General features: G+C 73.1%; 21 protein-coding genes. 8 read left to right on the forward strand and 13 right to left on the reverse strand.

Annotation, left to right across the window (positions count from 1 at the left end):
• Window positions 1–17: 17 nt before the first annotated feature.
• The 5 genes from bluB to cbiE are packed head-to-tail and all read right to left on the reverse strand — an operon-like array spanning window position 18 to window position 4,366.
• Entirely contained in the window at window positions 18–677 is a 660-nt protein-coding gene (gene bluB, locus OG738_RS22200) for a 5,6-dimethylbenzimidazole synthase (RefSeq protein WP_329056303.1), read from the reverse strand.
• The gene (locus OG738_RS22205) at window positions 674–1,393 is read right to left on the reverse strand and encodes a cobalt-precorrin-6A reductase (protein ID WP_329056304.1); all 720 of its coding nucleotides are present in this window, start codon (window positions 1,391–1,393) and stop codon (window positions 674–676) included. The genes bluB and OG738_RS22205 overlap by 4 nt, the downstream gene beginning before the upstream one ends.
• Window positions 1,390–2,403 carry a Gfo/Idh/MocA family protein gene (locus OG738_RS22210; protein WP_329056305.1) on the reverse strand — a complete coding sequence of 338 codons (1,014 nt, stop codon included), beginning with the start codon at window positions 2,401–2,403 and terminating at the stop codon, window positions 1,390–1,392. Before OG738_RS22210 ends, OG738_RS22205 begins: the two co-directional genes overlap by 4 nt.
• Window positions 2,400–3,161, reverse strand: coding sequence for a precorrin-4 C(11)-methyltransferase (gene cobM / locus OG738_RS22215; RefSeq protein ID WP_329056306.1), 762 nt, complete (start codon window positions 3,159–3,161; stop codon window positions 2,400–2,402). The genes OG738_RS22210 and cobM overlap by 4 nt, the downstream gene beginning before the upstream one ends.
• A complete protein-coding gene (cbiE, locus tag OG738_RS22220; protein WP_442875917.1) occupies window positions 3,158–4,366 on the reverse strand; it encodes a precorrin-6y C5,15-methyltransferase (decarboxylating) subunit CbiE in 1,209 nt (402 codons plus the stop codon). Before cbiE ends, cobM begins: the two co-directional genes overlap by 4 nt.
• 115 nt (window positions 4,367–4,481) lie before the next feature.
• Here cbiE and OG738_RS22225 point away from each other — a divergent pair, with 115 nt between their 5' ends.
• The 5 genes from OG738_RS22225 to OG738_RS22245 all read left to right on the forward strand — a co-directional run bounded on the left by OG738_RS22225 (window position 4,482) and on the right by OG738_RS22245 (window position 9,820).
• On the forward strand, window positions 4,482–6,434 hold the full coding sequence (locus OG738_RS22225; protein ID WP_329056307.1) for a putative cobaltochelatase: 1,953 nt from the start codon (window positions 4,482–4,484) through the stop codon (window positions 6,432–6,434).
• Window positions 6,434–7,048, forward strand: a complete 615-nt coding sequence (cobO, locus tag OG738_RS22230; RefSeq protein WP_329056308.1) for a cob(I)yrinic acid a,c-diamide adenosyltransferase — start codon at window positions 6,434–6,436, stop codon at window positions 7,046–7,048. The genes OG738_RS22225 and cobO overlap by 1 nt, the downstream gene beginning before the upstream one ends.
• The gene (locus tag OG738_RS22235; RefSeq protein ID WP_329056309.1) at window positions 7,042–8,373 is read left to right on the forward strand and encodes a cobyrinate a,c-diamide synthase; all 1,332 of its coding nucleotides are present in this window, start codon (window positions 7,042–7,044) and stop codon (window positions 8,371–8,373) included. The genes cobO and OG738_RS22235 overlap by 7 nt, the downstream gene beginning before the upstream one ends.
• The gene (cobC, locus tag OG738_RS22240) at window positions 8,366–9,382 is read left to right on the forward strand and encodes an Rv2231c family pyridoxal phosphate-dependent protein CobC (protein WP_329056310.1); all 1,017 of its coding nucleotides are present in this window, start codon (window positions 8,366–8,368) and stop codon (window positions 9,380–9,382) included. Before OG738_RS22235 ends, cobC begins: the two co-directional genes overlap by 8 nt.
• Before the next feature lie 81 nt (window positions 9,383–9,463).
• Entirely contained in the window at window positions 9,464–9,820 is a 357-nt protein-coding gene (locus OG738_RS22245; RefSeq protein ID WP_329056311.1) for a VOC family protein, read from the forward strand.
• Here OG738_RS22245 and OG738_RS22250 read toward each other — a convergent pair.
• The 4 genes from OG738_RS22250 to OG738_RS22265 all read right to left on the reverse strand — a co-directional run bounded on the left by OG738_RS22250 (window position 9,804) and on the right by OG738_RS22265 (window position 12,941).
• The gene (locus OG738_RS22250) at window positions 9,804–10,490 is read right to left on the reverse strand and encodes a helix-turn-helix transcriptional regulator (protein ID WP_329056312.1); all 687 of its coding nucleotides are present in this window, start codon (window positions 10,488–10,490) and stop codon (window positions 9,804–9,806) included. The genes OG738_RS22245 and OG738_RS22250 overlap by 17 nt on opposite strands.
• A 78-nt stretch (window positions 10,491–10,568) precedes the next feature.
• Entirely contained in the window at window positions 10,569–11,288 is a 720-nt protein-coding gene (locus OG738_RS22255; RefSeq protein ID WP_329056794.1) for an adenosylcobinamide-GDP ribazoletransferase, read from the reverse strand.
• Between the two features lie 23 nt (window positions 11,289–11,311).
• Window positions 11,312–12,325 carry a nicotinate-nucleotide--dimethylbenzimidazole phosphoribosyltransferase gene (gene cobT / locus OG738_RS22260; protein WP_329056313.1) on the reverse strand — a complete coding sequence of 338 codons (1,014 nt, stop codon included), beginning with the start codon at window positions 12,323–12,325 and terminating at the stop codon, window positions 11,312–11,314.
• 13 nt (window positions 12,326–12,338) lie between these two features.
• Entirely contained in the window at window positions 12,339–12,941 is a 603-nt protein-coding gene (locus OG738_RS22265; protein WP_329056314.1) for a bifunctional adenosylcobinamide kinase/adenosylcobinamide-phosphate guanylyltransferase, read from the reverse strand.
• A 36-nt stretch (window positions 12,942–12,977) separates the two neighbouring features.
• On the opposite strand from OG738_RS22265, the gene OG738_RS22270 reads away from it, so the two are divergent.
• Together OG738_RS22270 and OG738_RS22275 are read left to right on the forward strand one after the other, a co-directional pair.
• The gene (locus tag OG738_RS22270) at window positions 12,978–14,057 is read left to right on the forward strand and encodes a cobalamin biosynthesis protein (RefSeq protein ID WP_442875918.1); all 1,080 of its coding nucleotides are present in this window, start codon (window positions 12,978–12,980) and stop codon (window positions 14,055–14,057) included.
• Window positions 14,054–15,538, forward strand: a complete 1,485-nt coding sequence (locus OG738_RS22275; RefSeq protein WP_329056315.1) for a cobyric acid synthase — start codon at window positions 14,054–14,056, stop codon at window positions 15,536–15,538. Before OG738_RS22270 ends, OG738_RS22275 begins: the two co-directional genes overlap by 4 nt.
• Before the next feature lie 131 nt (window positions 15,539–15,669).
• Here the strand turns inward: OG738_RS22275 and OG738_RS22280 are convergent, their stop codons facing one another.
• Together OG738_RS22280 and OG738_RS22285 are read right to left on the reverse strand one after the other, a co-directional pair.
• Window positions 15,670–16,419 carry a CbtA family protein gene (locus OG738_RS22280; protein ID WP_329056316.1) on the reverse strand — a complete coding sequence of 250 codons (750 nt, stop codon included), beginning with the start codon at window positions 16,417–16,419 and terminating at the stop codon, window positions 15,670–15,672.
• 18 nt (window positions 16,420–16,437) lie between these two features.
• Window positions 16,438–16,647: a CbtB domain-containing protein gene (locus OG738_RS22285; RefSeq protein WP_286002977.1), complete on the reverse strand. Its 210-nt coding sequence runs from the start codon at window positions 16,645–16,647 to the stop codon at window positions 16,438–16,440.
• A gap of 197 nt (window positions 16,648–16,844) precedes the next feature.
• Between OG738_RS22285 and OG738_RS22290 the strand changes: the two genes are divergently transcribed.
• A complete protein-coding gene (locus OG738_RS22290) occupies window positions 16,845–17,747 on the forward strand; it encodes an ROK family protein (RefSeq protein WP_329056796.1) in 903 nt (300 codons plus the stop codon).
• Window positions 17,748–17,828: 81 nt separating this feature from the next.
• Here OG738_RS22290 and OG738_RS22295 read toward each other — a convergent pair whose 3' ends face one another.
• Entirely contained in the window at window positions 17,829–19,226 is a 1,398-nt protein-coding gene (locus OG738_RS22295) for a Dyp-type peroxidase (RefSeq protein WP_329056317.1), read from the reverse strand.
• A gap of 221 nt (window positions 19,227–19,447) precedes the next feature.
• Window positions 19,448–20,080: an RICIN domain-containing protein gene (locus tag OG738_RS22300; protein WP_329056318.1), complete on the reverse strand. Its 633-nt coding sequence runs from the start codon at window positions 20,078–20,080 to the stop codon at window positions 19,448–19,450.
• Between the last annotated feature and the right edge of the window lie 253 nt (window positions 20,081–20,333).

Consider the following 20,333-nt stretch of genomic DNA (forward strand, 5'->3'; position numbering starts at 1 on the left):
GGCGCAACGCTAACGGGTCAGACGCCGCCAGCTGACGCAACCCCCGGGTCACGCGGCGTGAAGCGCCCGTGGTGTAAAGCCGCCATCAGGGGACGGCGGCTGCGCCAGCCGTGGCGCTCCAGGTCGGGCACGGTTTCCAGCCTGCTCACCGGCCCGACGCAGAGCCACGCGACCGGCCGGATGCCGTCCGGGACGCCGAGCAGCTCGCTGAGGAACGGCTCGCGGTAGAAGCTGACCCAGCCGACGCCGAGGCCTTCGGCGGTCGCGGCCAGCCAGAGGTTCTGGATCGCCAGGCACACCGAGTACAGGCCGGCGTCGGCGATCGCGTGCCGGCCGAGGACGTCGGGGGCGCCGCGGGCCGGGTCGTAGGTGACGACGACGCCGAGGCTCGATTCGAGGATCCCCTCGATCTTGATGTTCGCGAAGGTGCTCGCGCGGTCTTCGGCGAGCTGCTCCGCGAAGACCTCACGCTCCTCGTGGACGTGCTTCGCGAACGTCTCACGCGTCGCGTGGTCGTCGACCAGGACGAAGTCCCACGGCTGGGTGAGGCCGACGCTCGGGGCGGCGTGCGCGGCCTCGAGGATCCGCATGAGCGTCGCTTCGGGGATCGGCTCGCCGGTGAACTCGCCGCGGACGTCACGCCGCTTGCGCAGGACTTCGTAGAACTCTTCGATCATCGGTTCAGGACCCATTCGACGGCTTCGGTGACGGTTCCGGCGGTCTCGGTGCGCGGTCTCGGCGGCCGCCGGACCACGAGGACCGGTTTGCCCAGTTCGCGGGCCGCCGTCAGCTTCGCGCTGGTCTGCGGCCCGCCCGAGTCCTTGGTGACGAGGACGTCGACTCTCTCGAGCAGTTCGCGTTCGGCGGCCAGTTCGTACGGCCCGCGGGCGAGGATCAGCTCGTGGTGGCGGGGCAGCGGCGGCTCGGGCGGGTCGACGCAGCGGATCAGGAACCACAGGTCGTCGAGGTGCGCGAAGGCGGGCAAGCCCTGGCGGCCGCTGGTGAGGAAGACGCGGTTGCCCAGCTCGGGGAGCTTCTTCGCAGCGTCCGCGAGATCGTCGGCCCAGTGCCAGACGTCGCCCCGGCCCGGCTGCCAGCCCGGCCGGACGAGCCGGAGGAGGGGGATTCCGGTGCGTTCGGCCGCTTTCGCCGCGTTCGCGCCGATGCGCTCGGCGAAGGGGTGCGTCGCGTCCACGACGGCTTTGACGTCGTTCTCGCGCAGCCAGGCCGCGAGACCGTCCGGGCCGCCGAAGCCGCCTACGCGTACTTCGCCGACCGGGAGCCGTGGCCGTGCGACGCGTCCGGCCAGCGAAGAGACAACGCGGACTTCGCTCTGCACAAGCTCTTCGGCGAGTTTCCGCGCTTCGCCGGTGCCGCCGAGGATGAGGATCACGACTTTCCGTACCCGACGGCTTCGCGCCACCGGTCCAGGGTGCGCATGTTGGCCAGCGTCTCGGCCCAGGTCAGCTCCGGCGCCTGCCGGTCGCCCACGTGCGCGGCGACGTGGTCCGCTTCGCGGGCGAAGACGCCTTGCGTCGCTTCGACCTCGATGACCTCCGGCTCGCCGTCGGCCGGTGTCAGGACGATCCGGGAAATCCCGGGCTTGCGCAGCGGGTGGATCCACGCGGGCTGCGGCACGTACAACTGACCGTGCGAGCCGTAGACGCGGATGCCGTCTTCCCGGGTCAGCCGGATGCCGCAGGAGATCGTCGCCAGGATGTCGCCGGGCAGGCGGAGCAGGCCGGTGGCGTACTCGTCGACGCCGGTCGTGCTCAGGCGGGCCATCCCGCTGACCTCGGTGGGCTCCACGACGTCCTGCCCGGTGGCGGCCCGGGCCACCAGCCGCGTCAGCGACGTGCAGTAGCAGCCGACGTCGAGGATCCCGCCGCCGCCGAGCGCCGGGTCGGACAGGCGGGCGGTCTCCTCCGGGTTGCTGTCGAAGGAGAACGCCGTGTCGACCGCGCGGACTTCGCCGATGGCGCCGCTCGCGATCAGCTCGACCAGCCGCCGCGTCTGCGGGTGCAGGCGGTACATGAACGCCTCCATGAGGAAGACGTCGTGCTTGCGGGCCGCGTCGATCACCTCTTCGGCGTCGGCGGCGGTGAGCGTCAGTGGCTTCTCGCACAGCACGTGCTTGCCCGCTTCGACCGCGGCGATGGCCCACTGCTTGTGCAGCGCGTGCGGCGTCGAGACGTACACGGCGTCGACGTCCGGGTCGGCGAGGAGGTCTTCGTAGCTGCCGTAGGCCTTCGGGATCTCGAAGCGGGTGGCGAATTCGCAGGCCCGGTCGGCGTCGCGGGCCGCGACCGCGGTGAGCGTGCCGTGCTTGCTTTCGTCGACGCCCGCGGCGAAGTGGGCGGCGATGGTCCCGGCGGCCAGCAGGCCCCAGCGCAGGTGCGTCACAACGACTCCGGTTGGTTCGCCCGGTCGCGGGCACGGGAATAGAGGAAGCTGTCCGGGAAGCCCGCGGCGGCGAGCACCCGGCCGACGAAGATGGTGGCAGCACGCGTCATCCCGGCCCCCCGCACGAGGTCGGGCAGTTCCCCGAGCACGCCCCGCACGACGGTTTCGCCCGGCTGCGTCGCGAGCGCGACGACGGCGACCGGGCAGTCGGCGCCGTAGTGGGGGATCAGCTCATCGGCGACCCGCTCGACGTGGTTGATCGCGAGGTGCAGAGCCAGCGTCGCCTCGGTGGCGGCGAAGGCGGCGAGCGTTTCCTTGGGCGCCATCTTGGTGGACCGCGCCTGGACCCGGGTGATGACGAGGCTCTGCCCGATCTCGGGCACGGTGAGTTCCCGTTTCAGCGCGGCGGCCGAAGCGGCGAAGGCGGGCACGCCGGGTACGACGTCGTAGGGCACGTCCCGCACGTCGAGGCGGCGCATCTGCTCGGCGACGGCGCTGTAGAGCGACGGGTCGCCGGAGGTCAGCCGGACCACCTCCTGACCGGCGTGATGAGCCTCCGCCATCCGCGCGACGATCGCCTCCAGCGCGAGGTTCGCCGTGTCGACGAGGACTGCCTCCGAAGGGCAGTACGCGAGGAGGTCGGTGGGCGTCATGCTGCCGGGGTAGAGGCAGACATCGCACCGGGCGAGCAAGTCGCGGCCCCGCACGGTGATGAGGTCGGCGGCACCCGGCCCGGCCCCGACGAAGTGCACGGTCATCGGCTGCTCCACTGCGTCACGACGCGAGCCGGCGTCCAGCCGGTGAACCCGCCCAGCGTCCCCGCGCGTTCCACCCCGATCCGCACCAGCTCACCTCCATGTTGCGCATACGCCCGGGCCAGCACCTGCTCCGCCTCCAACGTCACCCCGTGCGCCACCAGCCGCGCCCCGGTCGCCAGGCACGCGTCCAGCACGCCCGGCGCCGTCACCCCGCCGCCGATGAACACCGCGTCCGGAGGCGGCAACGCGCTCAGCGCGTCCGGGGCGTCGCCCGTCACCACCTCCAGCTCCGGGACGCCCAGGTCCAGGGCGTTCCGGCCGATCCGCTCCGCCCGCGCCGGGTCACGCTCGACCGCGATCGCGCGGTTCAGCCCGTGCAGCCGCGACCACTCGATACCGACGCTGCCCGCCCCCGCGCCGACGTCCCACAGCAGCTCGCCGGGGCTCGGCGCGAGCCGGGCGAGTGCCGACACCCGCAGGTCGCGCTTGGTCAGCTGGCCGTCGTGGGAGTACACGTCGTCCGGGATGCCGATCAGGGGCAGCGCGGGACCCGCGCACGTGAGCGCGAAGACCGTCAGCGGGCCGGGTTCGCCGGACCAGCCGTCGGAGATGCGCTCGCCGGGCCCGCCCAGGTCCTCCAGCGCGAACAGCTCGCTCTCGCCGAACCCGCGAATCGTCAGCAGGGAGCGCAACGCCGCCGCGTCCGCGCCCAGCACCAGCACCCGCCGCCCCGGGGCGAGCACCCGGGCGACGCGGGCCGACGACCGGCCGACGAGAGTCACCACCTCGGTCTCCTCGGCGGACCAGCCCAGCCGCGCCCGGGCCAGCGTCACCGACGAGACCGCGGGCAGCGCCTCGACCTCGTACCCATGCGCCACCAGTGTGGTGCCGACCCCCGACAAGAACGGATCACCGCTGGCCAGGACGCAGATCCGCTGCCCTTCGTGCTCGGCGATCAGCGCGTCGAGCCCCGGCAGCAACGGCGACGGCCATGGCACCCCCACGACCTCCGCCGGCAGGTAGCCCAGCTGCCGCGGCGCACCCAGCACGACGTCGGCCGCGAGCACCAGGGCCCGGGCCTGTTCGGAGAGCCCCGACCAGCCGTCGGCCCCGATGCCCACCACCGTCAGCCGCGCTGCGCGTGCCCCCGGACCCCACGCCGGGGGCGCGCCCTCGGACCCCTCGCCGGCCGGCTCGGCGGGCATGTCGGGCCCCTCGGGTCCCGTTGCAGGTGGACGTGATTTTTCGCGCACGATTTCCCACCCTAAGCGAGCCGGGCGCTGTGCGATGATCGGCCGGTCGCCGAGTTCAGGAGTGCTGTTGAAGCCGTACCCGTTCACCGCCGTCGTCGGGCTGCCGGACCTGCGCCTGGCGCTGGTTCTCTCCTCGATCTCCCCCGCGGTCGGCGGCGTGCTGGTACGCGGCGAGAAGGGCACTGCGAAGTCGACCATGGTCCGCGCGCTCGCGGGCCTGCTGCCGAGCGTCGACGTCGTGGACGGCTGCCGGTTCTCCTGTGATCCCGAGGCGCCCGACCCGGCCTGCCCGGACGGCCCGCACGACGTGACGATCAGCCATCGGCGCCCGGCCAAGCTGGTCGAGCTGCCGGTCGGCGCGGCCGAGGACCGCGTCGTCGGGTCGCTGAACCTCGAACGCGCGCTCGGCGAAGGCGTCACGGACTACCAGCCGGGCCTGCTGGCCGCCGCGCACCGCGGGCTGCTCTACGTCGACGAGGTCAACCTGCTCCACGACCACCTCGTCGACACCCTGCTCGACGCCGCCGCGATGGGCCGCGCGACCGTCGAGCGCGAGGGCGTCTCGGTGTCGCACGCCGCGCGGTTCGTGCTGATCGGCACCATGAACCCCGAGGAAGGCGAGCTGCGGCCGCAGCTGCTCGACCGGTTCGGCCTGACCGTCGAAGTCGCCTCCAGCCGCGACCCGGAGCAGCGCGTCGAGGTCGTCCGGCGGCGTCTCGCCTACGAAGCGGACCCGGACGGCTTCGCGGCCGAGTACGCGGCCGAGGACGCCCAGCTCGCCGCGGACATCGAAGCGGCGCAACGGCTTCTGCCCGCCGTCAAGCTGCCCGACGACGCGCTGCGCCGGATCGCCGAGGTCTGCGCGTCCTTCGAGGTCGACGGCATGCGCGCGGACATCGTCACCGCGCGCACCGCGGTCGCGCACGCGGCCTGGGCCGGGCGCGACGAGGTGACCACCGACGACGTCCGCGTCGCCGCACGGCTCGCGCTGCCGCACCGCCGCCGCCGGAACCCGTTCGACGCCCCGGGCATCTCGGAAGAGCAGCTGGAACAGGCCCTCCGGGACGCCCAGCCGCCGGAGCCGGGCCCCGAAGACGACGGTCCCGGTTCGGGGTCGACGCCCGAAGAAGCACCGCGGGAAGTCCCGCAGGGAGAGGCGCCGCAGGGCGAGCCCCAGCAGAAGCCGAGCGGCGGGCAGCAGAAGACCGTCGGCGCGGGCGAGACGTTCAAGGCACGCGTGTTCCGCGTCAAGGGCACGGGCGAAGGCGAGCGCGGACGCCGGTCGCGCGCGATCACCGACAGCGGTCGCACCATCGGCGTCCAGCCCCCGAGCGTCCGCGACGGACGGCCGCACCTGGTCGCGACGGTGAAAGCCGCGGCGCCGCACCAGAAAGCCCGCGGCCGCGACGGCGCTGGGCTGAAGCTGCGCCGCCAGGACCTCCGCTTCGCGCTGCGCGAAGGCCGCGAAGGCAACCTCGTGCTGTTCTGCGTCGACGCGTCCGGCTCGATGGGCGCCAAGGCACGGATGCGCGAGGTCAAGTCCGCGGTGCTGTCCCTGCTGCTCGACGCCTACCAGCGGCGCGACAAGGTCGGGCTCGTCACCTTCCGCGGCAACGCCGCCGAACTGGCGCTGCCGCCGACGATCAGCGTCGACGCGGCCGCGTCCCGGCTCGAAGGCCTGCCGACCGGCGGCCGGACACCCCTCGCGGAAGGCCTCCTGGAGGCCGCGCGGGTGCTGCGCGTCGAGGAGATCCGCGACCCGCGGCGCCGTCCGCTGCTGGTCGTCGTCACCGACGGCCGGGCCACCAGCGGGCCCGACGCCGTCGCGCGCGCCCAGGCCGCGGCCGGACTGCTCGCCGGCGTCACCACCATCGTCATGGACTGCGAAAGCGGCCGGATGCGGCTCGGCCTGGCCGCCGACCTGGCCGGCCACCTGGGCGCGGAGCACGTGCCCCTGGGCGACGTCGCCGCCGAGTCCCTCGCGAACGCGGTCCGCGCCCGGACCGGAAAGGCCGCCTGATGCCCCAGGGAAAGCCTTCGGTTGTGCCGGCCGACGGCCTGACCACCCGCCAGCGCCGCAACCGGCCGCTGCTCGCCGTGCACACCGGCGAGATGAAGGGCAAGTCGACGGCCGCGTTCGGGATGGCGCTGCGCGCCTGGAACCAGGGCTGGTCGATCGGCGTGTTCCAGTTCGTCAAGTCGGCGAAGTGGCGCGTCGGCGAGGAAGCCGCGTTCAAGGCGCTGGGCAAGCTGCACGACGACACCGGCCAGGGCGGCCCGGTCGAGTGGCACAAGATGGGCGAGGGCTGGAGCTGGACGCGCAAGTCCGGCACCGACGAGGACCACGCGGCGAACGCGCGTGAGGGCTGGGCGGAGATCAAGCGCCGGCTCGCCGCCGAGGCGCACGACTTCTACGTCCTCGACGAGTTCTCCTACCTGCTCAAGTGGGGCTGGCTCGAAGTCGACGACGTCGTGTCCACTTTGGTCTCCCGGCCGGGGCACCAGCACGTCGTCGTCACCGGCCGGTACGCGCCGCCCGAGCTGGTCGAGGCCGCCGACCTCGTCGCCGAGATGACCAAGGTCAAGCACCCGATGGACGCCGGCCAGAAGGGCCAGCGGGGGATCGAGTGGTAGCGCGCGTGGTCGTCGCCGCGCCCGGCTCCGGGCACGGCAAGACCACGATCGCCGCCGGGCTGATGGCGGCGCTGCGCGAAGCCGGGCACCGCGTCTCCGGGCACAAGGTCGGGCCCGACTTCATCGACCCGAGCTACCACGCCCTCGCCACCGGGCGCCCCGCGCGCAACCTCGACCCGTTCCTGCAGGGCGAAGACGCGCTGATCCCGTTGCTGCGGCACGGTTCCCGCGGCGCCGACATCGCGGTCATCGAAGGCGTGATGGGCCTGTTCGACGGCGCTCTCGGCACCGAGGGCTACGCCTCGACCGCGCACGTCGCCCGGCTCCTGGACGCGCCGGTGGTCCTGGTCGTGGACGCGTCGGCGGCGTCGCGCAGCGTCGCGGCCACCGTGCTCGGGTTCGCTTCCTACGACACGCGGGTGCGGCTGGCCGGGGTCATCCTCAACAAGCTGGGCTCGCAGCGGCACCGCGACGAGATCGCGGCCGCGCTGGAGGCCACCGGCGTCCCGCTGCTGGGCGCGTTGTACCGCAACGAAGAGATCCACGCGCCGAGCCGGCACCTCGGGCTCGTCCCGGCGGCGGAACGGGCGTCGGACGCGCAGCGCGTGCTGCCTTCCCTGGCCGCGTGGGTGCGCGACGGCGTCGACCTCGAAACGATTGTCCGGATCGCTTCCGGGGCTTCGCGGCTTTCGGCACCCGCGTGGGAACCGTCCGGTGTGGACGGTCCGCGCGTGACCGTCGCGGCCGCGGGCGGGGCGGCGTTCACGTTCCGCTACACCGAGAACGTCGAGCTGCTGGCCGCCTGCGGGGTCGAGGTGGTCGACGTCGATCCGTTGCGGGACAAGGCCTTGCCCGACGGGTGTGCCGGGCTGTACTTCGGCGGCGGGTTCCCCGAGGTGCACGCGGCGGAGCTGTCGGCGAACACGGCGTTGCGGCTCGAGGTGGCGTCGGCGATCGAACGCGGCATGCCGGTGAGCGCGGAATGCGCGGGCCTGCTGTACCTGTGCCAGTCGCTGGACGGCCTGCCGATGGTCGGCGCGGTGCCCGCGGACGCGAAGATGACCGCCCGCGGCAAGCTCGGCTACCGGCGCGCGGTCGCCGTCGAGGACAACGTCCTGGCCACGGCCGGGCAGCGCGTCACCGGGCACGAGTTCCACCGCACCGAGGTCACGCCGTCGCACGGCGCGACGGCCGCGTGGGGCTGGGACCGGCAGCTGGACGGCTTCGCGTCGCCGACCCTGCACGCGTCCTACCTGCACGTCCACTGGGCCGGGTATCCCGAGCTGGCCCGGCGGTTCGCGGCGCGGGTTCGAGCCAATGCGTGACTACGACCTGCACCACCACGGTGACCGGGAGGTCGGGCCGGGGCTGGTCGACCTCGCCGTGAACGTCCGGCTGCCGCGGCCGCCCGCGTGGCTGCGGGACGAGCTGGCGTCCGCTTTGGACACCCTGGCCGCTTATCCGTCCACTGTGGATGCCGAGCTTTCCGTTGCCGCGCGCCACGGCCGTCCTCCGTCGGAAGTCCTGGTCACGGCCGGCGCGGCGGAGGCGTTCACGCTGCTGGCTTCGGCTCTCCGGCCACGGCACGCGGTGGTCGTGCACCCGCAGTTCACCGAGCCGGAGGCGGCGCTGCGGGCGGCGGGACACGCGGTGTCGCGCGTGATCCTGTCCGAAGAGGACGGATTCGTGCTGGACCCGGCGCTGGTCCCGGCCGATGCCGACCTGGTGTTCGTGGGCAATCCGACGAACCCGACGTCGGTGCTGCACCCGTCTTCGTCGTTGCGTTCGCTGACGCGACCCGGGCGGCTGCTCGTGGTCGACGAGGCGTTCCTGGACGCCGTCCCCGGCGAGGTCGAGACCCTCGCCGCCGGTGTCCCGGGTATCGTCGTGCTGCGCAGCCTGACGAAGACGTGGGGCCTGGCCGGGCTGCGGGCGGGATACGTCCTCGCGGCGCCGGACGTCATCGAGCGGTTGCGGGCGGTGCAGGTGCCCTGGTCGGTGTCCACGCTGGCCGGCGTGGCGACGGTGGCGTGCTGCCGTCCGTCCGCTTTGGAGGAGGCGGAAAAGCTGGCGATCGCGGGGGAGGCAGACCGCGACTACCTGGTGTCGCGCCTGACGGATGCGGGTGTTCCCGTGGTGGGTGACCCACGTGGTCCGTTCGTGCTGGTTCGGGTCCCGGACGGCGCTTCGCTGCGTGCTCGGCTGCGTGAAGCGGGTTATGCGGTGCGCCGGGGCGACACGTTCCCGGGCCTCGGCCCGGACCACCTGCGCCTGGCGGTCCGTGACCCCGCGACGACGGACGCGTTCCTGAGCGCGTTGCGGAAGCTTTTGTAAACACCGACAGGGGGTTGTCGCCACCGCCGCCGAGACTGGGCAGAGCCGGGAAACGCCCGGTGTGGCAGCGGAAGGAACGACATGCCCGGATTCAACGACGTCGCCTGGTTCGAGATCGGCGCCGCCGACCCGGCGGGCGCCGAACGGTTCTACGGCGACGTGTTCGGCTGGAAGGTCGCCCAGGACGACGCGGCGAGCACCGACACGGCCTACCGCGTCATCGACACTGGTGGCTCGCGCGGCGGCCTGTTCACCGGCAAGGAGAACTACGCGATCTTCACGGTGCTGGTCGAGGACGTCGACGCCACCTGCCGTCAGGTCGAGGCAGCCGGCGGGCGGGTGCAGCGGCCACCGAGCGTCAACCCGGTCGGCGTGACGTTCGCGCACCTGCTCGATCCGGCGGGCAACCACTTCTCGGTGTTCACCCCGCCAAAGTGAGCTGCTCGACGTCGCCGTACGGGATGTCGAGGTCCTCGGGCCGCAGCCGGCGCAGCGGCGGCACCTCGGCGGTCACGGAGAAGGAGGTGATCCGGTCGGTGCGGAAGGCCCGGACCTCCCGGCGCAGCCGGCACCAGGCCACCAGGTACCAGTGCGCGGGCTTGCCGACGTAGCCGAGCGGCTCGATCTCCCGCCGGGTGACGGTGCCTTCGCGGTCGGCGTACCGGATGCGCAGGACGCGGCGGATGCCGAGCACGTGCGGCATCGGCGGGATCGGACCCTCGCCGAGCAGGTGGACGCAGGCGGCGAGGTCCTGCGCCGCGGCGGCGTCCTCCTGTCGCATCGCCGCGATGAGCTTGCGCAGCGCCGAGCGCCCTTCCGCGCGGAACGGGGTGCCGTCGAGGTGCTTCAGCGCGAGGGCCATGGCGACGGCCTCACCGGGGGTCAGGTTGACCGGCGGCATCGTGTGCGCCTTGTCGAGGCAGTACCCGCCGGTGCGGCCGACTTCGGCGTAGATCGGCACGCCGGACTGCTGCAGCGCGCTGATGTCCCGTTCGACGGTGCGTACGCTCACCTCGAACCGGGTCGCGAGCCAGCGCGCGCTGCGTGGGCGGGGCGCGACAGCACGGAGTTCTTCGACGAGCGCGTACAGCCGATCGGTTCGGTTCACGCGCTGCACTCTAGAAAGGGGGTACGACATTTTCGCGACGTCCAAGGCGGTGCCGGGGCCTCGATCGTGACGCGCGCATCAGCGCCAAGCGAGCGCGACCAGCGCGGTCGCGACGGCGACTTCGACGCCCGCGCCGAGAACGTCGCCGGTGACGCCGCCCAGCCGCTTGGTACACCGCCACAGGAGCGCTCCGGTGGCGGCGTAGGCGAGAACGACCGCGAGCGGCCCGCGCCACCACGGCAGGCCGGGTAGCAGGGCGGCGAGCCCGGTGGCGGCGACGCCCACGGCGAGCGCCGCGGTGCGGGGAACCGAGCCCGCAACAGCGGCGCCGAGGCCCTCCGGCCGGGCCGGGGGCACTCCGCGGGCGCACGCCAGCGAGAGCGTGCACCGGCCGACGAGAACTCCCGCGGCCGCGGTCACCGGGCCGGCGGCGGTCAGCGCGCCGACCTGCGCGAGCAGGACGAAGACGAGCGTCGCGACGCCGGTGGGCCCGGAGTCGCCGCGGCGCATGACGTCGAGGGCCTTGGCACGGTCGTAGGAGGCGCCGAGGCCATCGGCGGTGTCGGCGAGCCCGTCGAGGTGCAGGCCCCGGCTCCCCAGTGCGACGGCGCCCAGCGCGAGGGCCGCGGTGGCGAGCGCGGGGAGGCCGAGTGCGGTCCCCGCGGCGACCACGAGCCCGGCGGCCGCGGCGAGCGGGAGGGCGGCGAGGGGGGCGAGCACCATGGCGCCGCCCGCGACCCGGCGGTCGATGACGCGGGGCGCCGGGACGGGGACGGTGGTCAGCGTCCCGACGGCCATCCGCGCGGAGTCGGCCCAGCGGCTCAAGCCAGGTCCGCGAGCAAGCCCATGTCGGCCAGGATCGCCCGCGCCGCCCGCAGCGTCGGGACCGCCTGCACCGCACCGCTGCCCTCGCCGAGCCGCAACCCGAAGTCCAGGATCGGCTCCAGCCCCAGCGCCTTCAGCGCGAACGCCTGCGACGGCTCCGTCGACCGGTGCCCGGCCAGCCACCACTGCTCCACGCCCGGCGCGATGTCCCGCGCGACCAGGGCCGCCGCGCCCGAGAACACCCCGTCCAGCAGCACCGGGATCCCGCGGACCGCCGCCTCGACCAGGAACCCCGCCGTCGCCGCGACGCACGCGCTTCCCAGCGCCGTCAGGCGCTCGAATGGGTCCTCCACCCGGCCCGCGGTCCGCGCCAAGGCCGCCGACACCGCGGCCGTCTTGCGCTCCAGGCCCGCCGCGTCGACGCCCGTCCCGGTGCCGACCACCTCGGCCGCCGGCAGTCCCAGTGACGCGGCCACCAGCGCCGCGCACATCGCCGTGTTGCCGATGCCCATGTCGCCCGGGATCAGCAGGTCGGCCTCGGCTTCCTCGCCGGCGATCGCGCGGCCCGCGTCGAACGCCGCCTGCGCCTCGCCCGGCGCGAGGGCGTCCTCGACGTCGATCGAGCCCGAGCCCCGGCGGATCTTGTGTGCCGTGACGGCGGGGGGCACGTCCGCGCCGTCCCAGTCCACGCCCAGGTCGGCCACCCGGACCTGCGCGCCGACCTGTGCCGCCAGGACGTTCACGCCGCTCTTGCCGGCCAGGAACACGCGCACCATCGCCGCGGTCACCTCGCGCGGGTACGCCGAGAGCGCCGACACGCCGTGGTCGCCGGCGAAGACGACCACCCGGACGTCGTCCAGCGGGCGCGAGGGCACGCTCCCGTGCGCCGCGGCCAGCCAGGCGGCGATGTCCTCCAGCCTGCCGAGCGCGCCGAGCGGCTTGACCAGGCCGTCGAGCCGCTCCAGCGCGGCGGCGCGGGCGGCGGGGTCGGGCACGGGAACGTCGAACACGGGTGCCTCCTGGCTACAGGTCGAGCGCCCGGCCCGCGACGACCAGCACGACCCGGTCGGCGTCGGCGGACACCCGGTTGTTGAGTGCGCCCAGCACATCACGGAACAGCCGTCCGGACGACGTTGCGGGCACCACACCGCTGCCGACCTCGTTGCTCACCGCGACCACCGGCACGCGCGCCGCGGCCCAGGCGGCCAGGAAATCCTCGAGGCGATCGTCCAGCCGGTGCTCCCAGCCCGGCTTCTGCCGCCACGCGCCGACGTCGTCCAGCACGCGGGACAGCCAGGTGCCGAGGCAGTCGATCAGCAGCGGCTCGGTCGCCTTGCGGAGGGTGCCGGCCAGGTCCGTGGTCTCGACGGTCTTCCAGTGCGACGGCCGCCGCGCCTGGTGCGCGGCCACCCGCGCGGCCCACTCGGGGTCGTCGTCGCCCGCGGGCAGGCCCGGCGCGACGTACACGAGGCGCGGGTGGCGGGCGACGAGCCGCTCGGCGTGCCGCGACTTCCCCGAGCGGACGCCACCGAGGACCAGCACCTTGCCTTCGTCGCGTCCGTAGCGGCGCAAGGCACGGGCGAGGGTTTCGAGGGAGCTGGCGAGCCGGTGGGTCAGCTTGGTCATACCCGGCATTGTGGTGCACGCGCTACCGTGCGCCACGTGCCACTCCGTCTAGGGACAACCGCTGCCGGACTCGTTACCGGATATGTCGCCGACACCCTGTTCGGCGACCCCCGACGGGGGCACCCGGTCGCGCTCTTCGGCTCGGCGGCCGCGCGCCTCGAACGTGTCCTGTGGGCGGATTCGAAGCCACGCGGAGCGGTGTACGCGGGCTTGTGCGCCTTCGGTCCTGTAGGCCTCGGCGTCGCGCTTCAGACGGCGACGCGGCGAAGCCCCTTCGCGCGCTTCTGCCTCACTGCCGTGTGTACGTGGGTAGTGCTCGGTGGACGCGGCCTCGCTGCCGAAGGCGCCGAAATGGCCCGGCTGCTCGAAGCGGGCGACGTGCCTTCGGCGCGTACGCGGCTTTCGCACCTCTGCGCGCGCGACGCGACGACGCTCGATTCCGCCGAGCTGACCCGCGCGGCGACCGAGTCGATCGCCGAGAACACTTCGGACGCGGTCGTGGCGCCGTTGTTCTGGGGCGCGGTCGCCGGGATGCCCGGGTTGCTGGGGTACCGCGCGCTGAACACGCTCGACGCGATGGTCGGCTACCGGTCACCGCGGTACCGGAACTTCGGCTGGGCCGCGGCGCGGGCCGACGACGTGGTCAACCTGGTGCCGTCGCGGGCCGGTGCGGCGCTCACGGCGCTGTGCGCGCCGGCGGCGGGAGGTCGCGGGCGAAGTGCGTGGCGAATGTGGCGCCGCGACGGCGGCCGGCACCCGAGCCCGAACGCGGGCCAGGTGGAGGCGGCGTTCGCGGGCGCGCTGGACATCCGACTCGGCGGCACCAACAGCTACGGCGGCGAGGTGGAAAGCCGGTCCCGGCTGGGGGAGGGACGCGACCCGGAGCCGGTCGACCTGAGAAGGGCGGTGCGGCTCTCCCGCCTGGTCGGCCTCGCCGCACTGGTGGCCGCCGCCGCAGCAGCCGCCGCGACCGCAGCCGCCGCGACCGCAGCCCCCGCCACTCCCTGGGGGGCGTCCCCTGTCCAGTCTATCGGTGCACCCTCCGGACAAGGGGCCGTTCGGCGATCTGTGGACAACTCCGCCTCCGCGCGCCCGGCTGTGGACAAAGTCCGGTGAGCGGCCTGCTGATCGCCGGCACGACCTCCGATGCCGGGAAGAGCCTCGTCACCGCCGGGGTCTGCCGGTGGCTCGCCCGCCGGGGCGTCCGCGTCGCCCCCTTCAAGGCCCAGAACATGTCCAACAACTCCATGGTCTGCGCCGACGGCGCCGAGATCGGGCGTGCCCAGTGGCTGCAGGCGCGTGCTGCCCGCGTCGAGCCCGAAGCCGCCATGAACCCCGTTCTGCTCAAGCCCGGCAGTGATCGGCGCAGTCACGTCGTCGCGCTCGGGAAGCCTTTCGGGACCCTCGAAGCCGGCGAGTACGCCACCGGCCGGGCCGGGCTCGCCGAGATCGCCTTCGCGGCCTACGAAGATCTCAGCTCCCGCTACGACGTCGTCGTCTGCGAAGGTGCCGGGAGCCCCGCCGAAATCAACCTGCGCGGCGGCGACTACGTCAACCTGGGGCTCGCGCGGCGGTTCGGCCTGCCCGTGCTGGTCGTCGGCGACATCGATCGCGGGGGCGTCCTGGCCGCCATGTTCGGCACTCTCGCCCTGCTGTCCGCCGAGGACCAAGCGCTCGTCGCGGGCTGGGTGGTCAACAAGTTCCGCGGCGATGTCGGCCTGCTGCGTCCAGGCCTGGACAGCCTCGAGAAGGTCACCGGCCGGCCGGTGCTGGGCGTGCTCCCGTGGCTCGACCGCGTCTGGATCGACTCCGAGGACGCCCTCGCCGCCGCGGGCTGGCGCCGCGAGGCCCACGGCCGCGGGCTGCGGGTGGCCGTCGTGCGCTTCCCGCGGGCGTCCAACGCCACCGACGTCGACGCACTCGCCGCCGAACCCAGTGTCACCGTGACGCTCACGGCCGACCCCGACACCGTCGCGGCTGCGGACGTCGTCGTGCTGCCCGGGTCACGCGCCACCGTGGCCGACCTGGCCTGGCTGCGCGACCGCGGCCTCGACACCGCGGTCAACGCCCGCGCCGCCGCCGGCCGCCCGGTCCTGGGCATCTGCGGCGGCTACCAGATGCTCGCAGAGTCCATTGTGGACGACGTCGAGTCCGGCGCGGGGGAGGTGCCGGGCCTCGGCCTGCTGCCGGCGCGCGTGACGTTCGCCGCCGAGAAGGTGCTCGCCCGCCCGTCGGGGACGTGGCGGGGCACCCGGGTCGACGCGTACGAAATCCACCACGGCTCGGTGACGATGCCGGCTCGCGAAGAGTCCTTTTTGGACGGCGTACGTCAGGGCGCCGTCTGGGGCACGATGTGGCACGGCGCCTTCGAAAACGACGCATTCCGCCGCGCCTGGCTCACGGAAGCCGCGGCCCAAGCCGGCGTCGACTGGACCCCGGCAGCGGGCGCCCCCGGCTTCGCCGACTTGCGCGAGCAGATGCTGGAGAAACTGGCCGACGCCATCGATGACCACCTGGACACGGCGGCCCTGGGCACGCTGCTGGACCAGGGCGCGCCGAAGGACCTGCCCTTCGTCCCACCCGGCGCGCCCCAGTGACCAAACCGAACACCCGCCCCCGCGTTGTCCTGGGGCCGGTAACGGCGCCAGCAGCTCCGACAGCTCGTCGTTCTCCGGCGAGCAGGTCGTCTGCACGGACTGAGCCCCTGGCGCCCCGGCCGGGTATCGGGTCAGGCGGCGACGGCGGCCTTCTTGGTCAACGCCTTCTCCGCGAAGGCGCCGAACGCCAGGCCCAGCGCCAGCCACAGCGTCACCTGGGTGCCGACCGACGCCGTGCGGAAACTCCACAGTGTCGACGCCGGGAAGTCCGCCGGGACCTCGTCGACCACCGGTAGCAGCCAGGCCACCACGCCGATCACCACGAGGTAGCCGGCCGCGGCCAGGAGGAAGCCGTTCCACGCGCCGTAGCGGTCGGCGAGCTTGCGCCCGAACACCGTCGCCAGGATGCCCGCCAGCAGCGACACCGCGACGAACCCGAAGTACAGCTCGGTGCGGGAGCCGATCGTGCCCGGCTGGCCGACCGCCGGCGGGTTGGCCGGGTACTTCAGGAACGGGACCAGGAACACCACGGCGAACGCGCCGCCGGTGAGCAACAGCGCCGTCACGCGGGGACGTAGGCTGCCGAGGCGGCCTTGGGCGAACGCGAAGGCGAGCGAAAGCAGGCCGCCGATCGCGACGCCGTAGACCAGCACGCCGGTCAGCAGCCCGAGGGTGCTCTGGATGTCCCGCGGGACGAGCTCCTCTGCGGGCGCTTCGGCGGGCGCGGCGCCGGCGTCGTGCGAGTGGGCGTGGCTGCCGGACTCCTCGAGCCCGATGGCGGTGTTCACCGACGGCTCGCCGAAGGCGTAGGCGAAGCCGAACGCGAGCACGCCGGCGATCAGGCCCGCGAGCATGCCGCGGACCAGCAGGGTCTTCATCATGGGAGCGCGTGCCGCCGATCAGTGGCAGGGGAAGGCCAGCAGGTGCCGGCCGTCGTGCACGAACTCGTGGACGTACATGTTCGCGAACACCGCCGTGGCGCCCTGCTCGGCGCTCACGAAGTACAGCGCGATCAGGGCGAGAAGTACCACGAACACCGCCCACGGCACGATCTCACGGATCGGGATGCGGATCGGGAGCGGAACGGCGGGAGCTGCCGTGTGGGACATGAGCGTGGCCTCCTCGGGCTTTCGCGGCCTCATCGGGGACTGCACGAAGGGATCCGGGTCTGGCTTCCCCCTCGGCGGGGGTCACAGTGGCGCGACCGCGCGGACTTGCACCGCGTTCCGGAATCTCCTCGTCTGGCCGGTTGAGCGTAGGTCCGCCGTTTGGGCCGCGTCAATGTGACAATGCCGCGGTGACTCGAATGGTGGCGGCCCTCGATGTGGGCGGGACGACGATCAAGGCGGCACTGCTGGACGAGCAGCTCCAGCCCCGGGCGACGCTGCGCGCGGAGACGGCGCGCAGCGCGGACGGCACGGCGCTGGCCGCGCAGGTCGGCGACATCGTGGCCGCGCTGGCCGAGCAGGCGGGCACCGGGACGCCGGCGGCGGTGGGCGTGGTCGTGCCCGGGATCGTGGACGAGGAGACGCGCGTCTGCCACTTCTCGGCCAACCTCGACTGGCGCGAGGTCCACTTCGGCGAGCTGCTGGAGGGACGGCTCGGGCTGCCGGTGGCGTTCGGCCATGACGTCACTGCGGGCGGCATCGCCGAGTTCCGCGTCGGCGCGGGCCAGGGCGCGACGAACGCGGCGTTCATCCCGGTCGGCACGGGCATCGCGGCGGCGCTGCTGCTCGACGGCCGGATCCACCGCGCGCACGGGCAGGCGGGCGAGGTCGGGCACATCGACGTGGGCCACGCGGGCAAGTGCGGCTGCGGCGCGATCGGCTGCCTGGAGGCGATTTCGTCGGCCGCGGCGATCGCCCGCCGCTACACGGAACGCACGGGCCGCCCGGCCGACGGCGCTCGTGAGGTCGTGGACTTGGCCCGCCACGGCGACGAGGTCGCGGTGGCGGTGGTGCAGGACGCCCTCGACGGCTTGGGCCACGGGATCCGCACGCTGCTGACGCTGCTCGGCCCGGAGGTGATCGTGCTCGGCGGCGGGCTGTTCACGGCAGCGGACTACGTGCTGGAGCCGGTCCGCGAGTGGCTGGCTTCGCACCTGACGTTCCAGCGGATGCCGGAGCTGCGGATCGCGAAGCTGGGCGACGAGGCCGGACGGCTGGGCGCGGGACTGCTGGCCCTGGACCTCCTCGGCGAGAGGTCGTGAGTGAGAAACAGTGTTCTAACGCTGTTTCTCACTCACGACCAGCCGCGGCAGACCGCCCGGCCTCCTCGGCGGCCAACGGCCTCAGAGTGCCCTGAGGAAAGCCAGCGACGGCATGAAGAAGTACTCACCGCCCCGCACCGTCACCGACTGCGGCACCGGGTCGGCCGTGCGCTGCGTCGAGCCACCCCACTCGACCGTGTAGTCCGACGCCGCGCGCTCGCCCTGGCCGATCACCGGGTCCAGGCCCGGGGTGACGCCGGCCACGATCGGGAAGCCCGGGTTGTCCGCCCAGAGTGCCTGCGTGAACTCGAACTGGTTGTCCAGCACCGAGTTGAACGCCATGAACAGCAGCCCGACGCCGCCGCTCGGGCGCGCCGCGGGCGGGATGTCCGCGTTGGGGTCGTCCGGGCGTTCGCCGTAGGTGACGCCGCGGCGCGCCATCAGGTGCAGGCGCTCGCCGGCCGGCTCTTCGGCGCCGCCGGAGCCGCGCGGGTTCGTCTTGCGGATGTGCGCCTGGAACGGGCACTTCAGCGCCGCGCGGTCGCTGTCGTAGGTGAAGTTGTTCGACACCGGGCTTTCCGCGCCGTCTTCGCGCTGAGTGGTCAGCGGCGTGCCGTCCTCGAACCGCCCGATGATCATCGCGCCCGCGCGCTCCCGGTCGTCGCCGGTCAGGCCGAGCGTGTCGGCCAGGTCCGCCTCGGCCTGCTTGAACCGCCGCACGTTCTGTTCCAGCTTGCGGAAGACGAAGTAGCTGCCGAAGTGCACGCCCGGGTCGGGCGCCGCGGTGTCGGGCACCAGCACCTGGGACAGCGGTGCCGCCGGGTTCCACACGTTGATGCCGTCGGTGTTGTTCTTCTCCGCGTCGACGTCCTCGGTGAGGAACAGTGGCTGGCTGCGGCCGTCGACGTACCCGAAGTGCTCGATGCCCTCGCCCCGCGCGTTGACGCGGCCCAGCCCGGTTTCCTCCGCCAGCACGGTGACCGAGTCCGGCAGCAGGCCCAGGATTTCGTTGCGTCGCGCGGTCATCGCCTTGTCCGTGGCGTCGCCGACCAGTACGACGGCGTGGATTTCCCCGTGGTAGCCCGGATCGAACGTCGAGCGCGGCGGGTCGTTCAGCTTCCGCCGCGTGGCCGGGGCCGCCATCCCGCGCAGGAAGGCTTCGTCCTGCGGGAAGTTCTCGACGCCGAGGGCGCGGTAGCCGGCCGCGGTGAGCCCGACGCCGACGTACGGCGTGCCCGCCGCGCCGCCCTCCTTGAACGCGCCGACCTCTTCGAGGTGGGCCTTGGCGGACTTCATCTTCCCGGTGACCGAGACCAGGAACGCCCGCGCCTGCGCCGGGTCGCCGAAACCCAGCAGCAGCACGGAAAGGTGATCGCGGACGTGGGCCTTGAGGATGTTCGGCTGCAGTTCGCCGAGCAGCACCCCGGCATCCCCGGTCGCCGTGGTCCAGGACAGCGTGGTGGACAGGTCGACACTCATTTCGGGCTCCCCTCCCGTGTGGACTTACCGCCGGACGGCGGTGCACGGCCGCCCGAAGCCCCCTTGGCCGACCGTGTTCCCCTGAATCCAGAGTGCCGGGCCCGAGGCCCCGCGTGCCACCGATTCCGGCGATTCACACGAAAGATTAAGTTGAGCGCCGAATCGTCCGCCGAAAGCGAAACGCGGGCCCCGATCGGGACCCGCGTTCGGCTGCTAACGGATCAGAACCACCACTGCGACTTGCCGCCCGCGATGAAGTCCCACAGCTGCAGCCGCGTGCCGTTGGCCCCGACCGACCCCTCGGCGGTCAGGTAACGCGGGCTCGCCGGGGTCTGCAGCCGCAGGTAGCCCTCGGGGATCGAGGTGAGGGTCCACCACTGGTTCTTGCCGCCCGCCATGTAGTCCCACAGCTGGACCTTGGTGCCGTTCGCGCCGATCGTGTTCGTGTCGGCGTCGAGGTACCGCCCGCTCTGGTAGTTCTGGAAGCGGTAGTAGCCCTCCGGGTTCTGGGTCAGCCAGAACGCCTGGTTCGGCGCGGTGTCGTTGCAGTCCCAGAGCTGCATCTTCGTGCCGTTGGCGTTGATGGTGCCCAGGTCGGCGTCCCAGCAGCGCCCGAAGGCTGCGGACTCCAGCAGGTACGGCCCCGGGTCGACGGCCTGCGCGGCCGCCTTGGCGGTGGCCCGCTGCTTCGCCGCACCGGCCACCTTGGACGGCCGCAGCTTGAGGTCGCCGATCGACGTGACCGCGGTCCCCTTGCCGTCGGCCGGAGCCGCGCCGGCCTGCGGGACGGCCACCAGGCCGAACAGCCCGGCCGCCGCGGCGACCGTCACCATCAGCCGCTTCATCTTCGTCATAGTTCCCCTTTTCGACATCGTCGGTGCTTCTGACGACGACGGAAGAAGGCAGGCGCGAACCGGTCCCGGGTCACTGCGGACCCGGCGCGTGGTCGTGCCGGCGATTCCCCCTCGTCGAGACCGTCAAACCCCCGAAAGCGGTCTCCGAAACCATCATTCAGTGCGTCTCCGCCGCCGTCGAGGTCATTTCCGCGAGGGGACAGAACGCACGTCAGGCGTGTAACGGAACGGAACCGGCGCCGATAGAGGGGCA

Source organism: Amycolatopsis sp. NBC_01488, from assembly GCF_036227105.1.
Lineage (GTDB): Bacteria > Actinomycetota > Actinomycetes > Mycobacteriales > Pseudonocardiaceae > Amycolatopsis.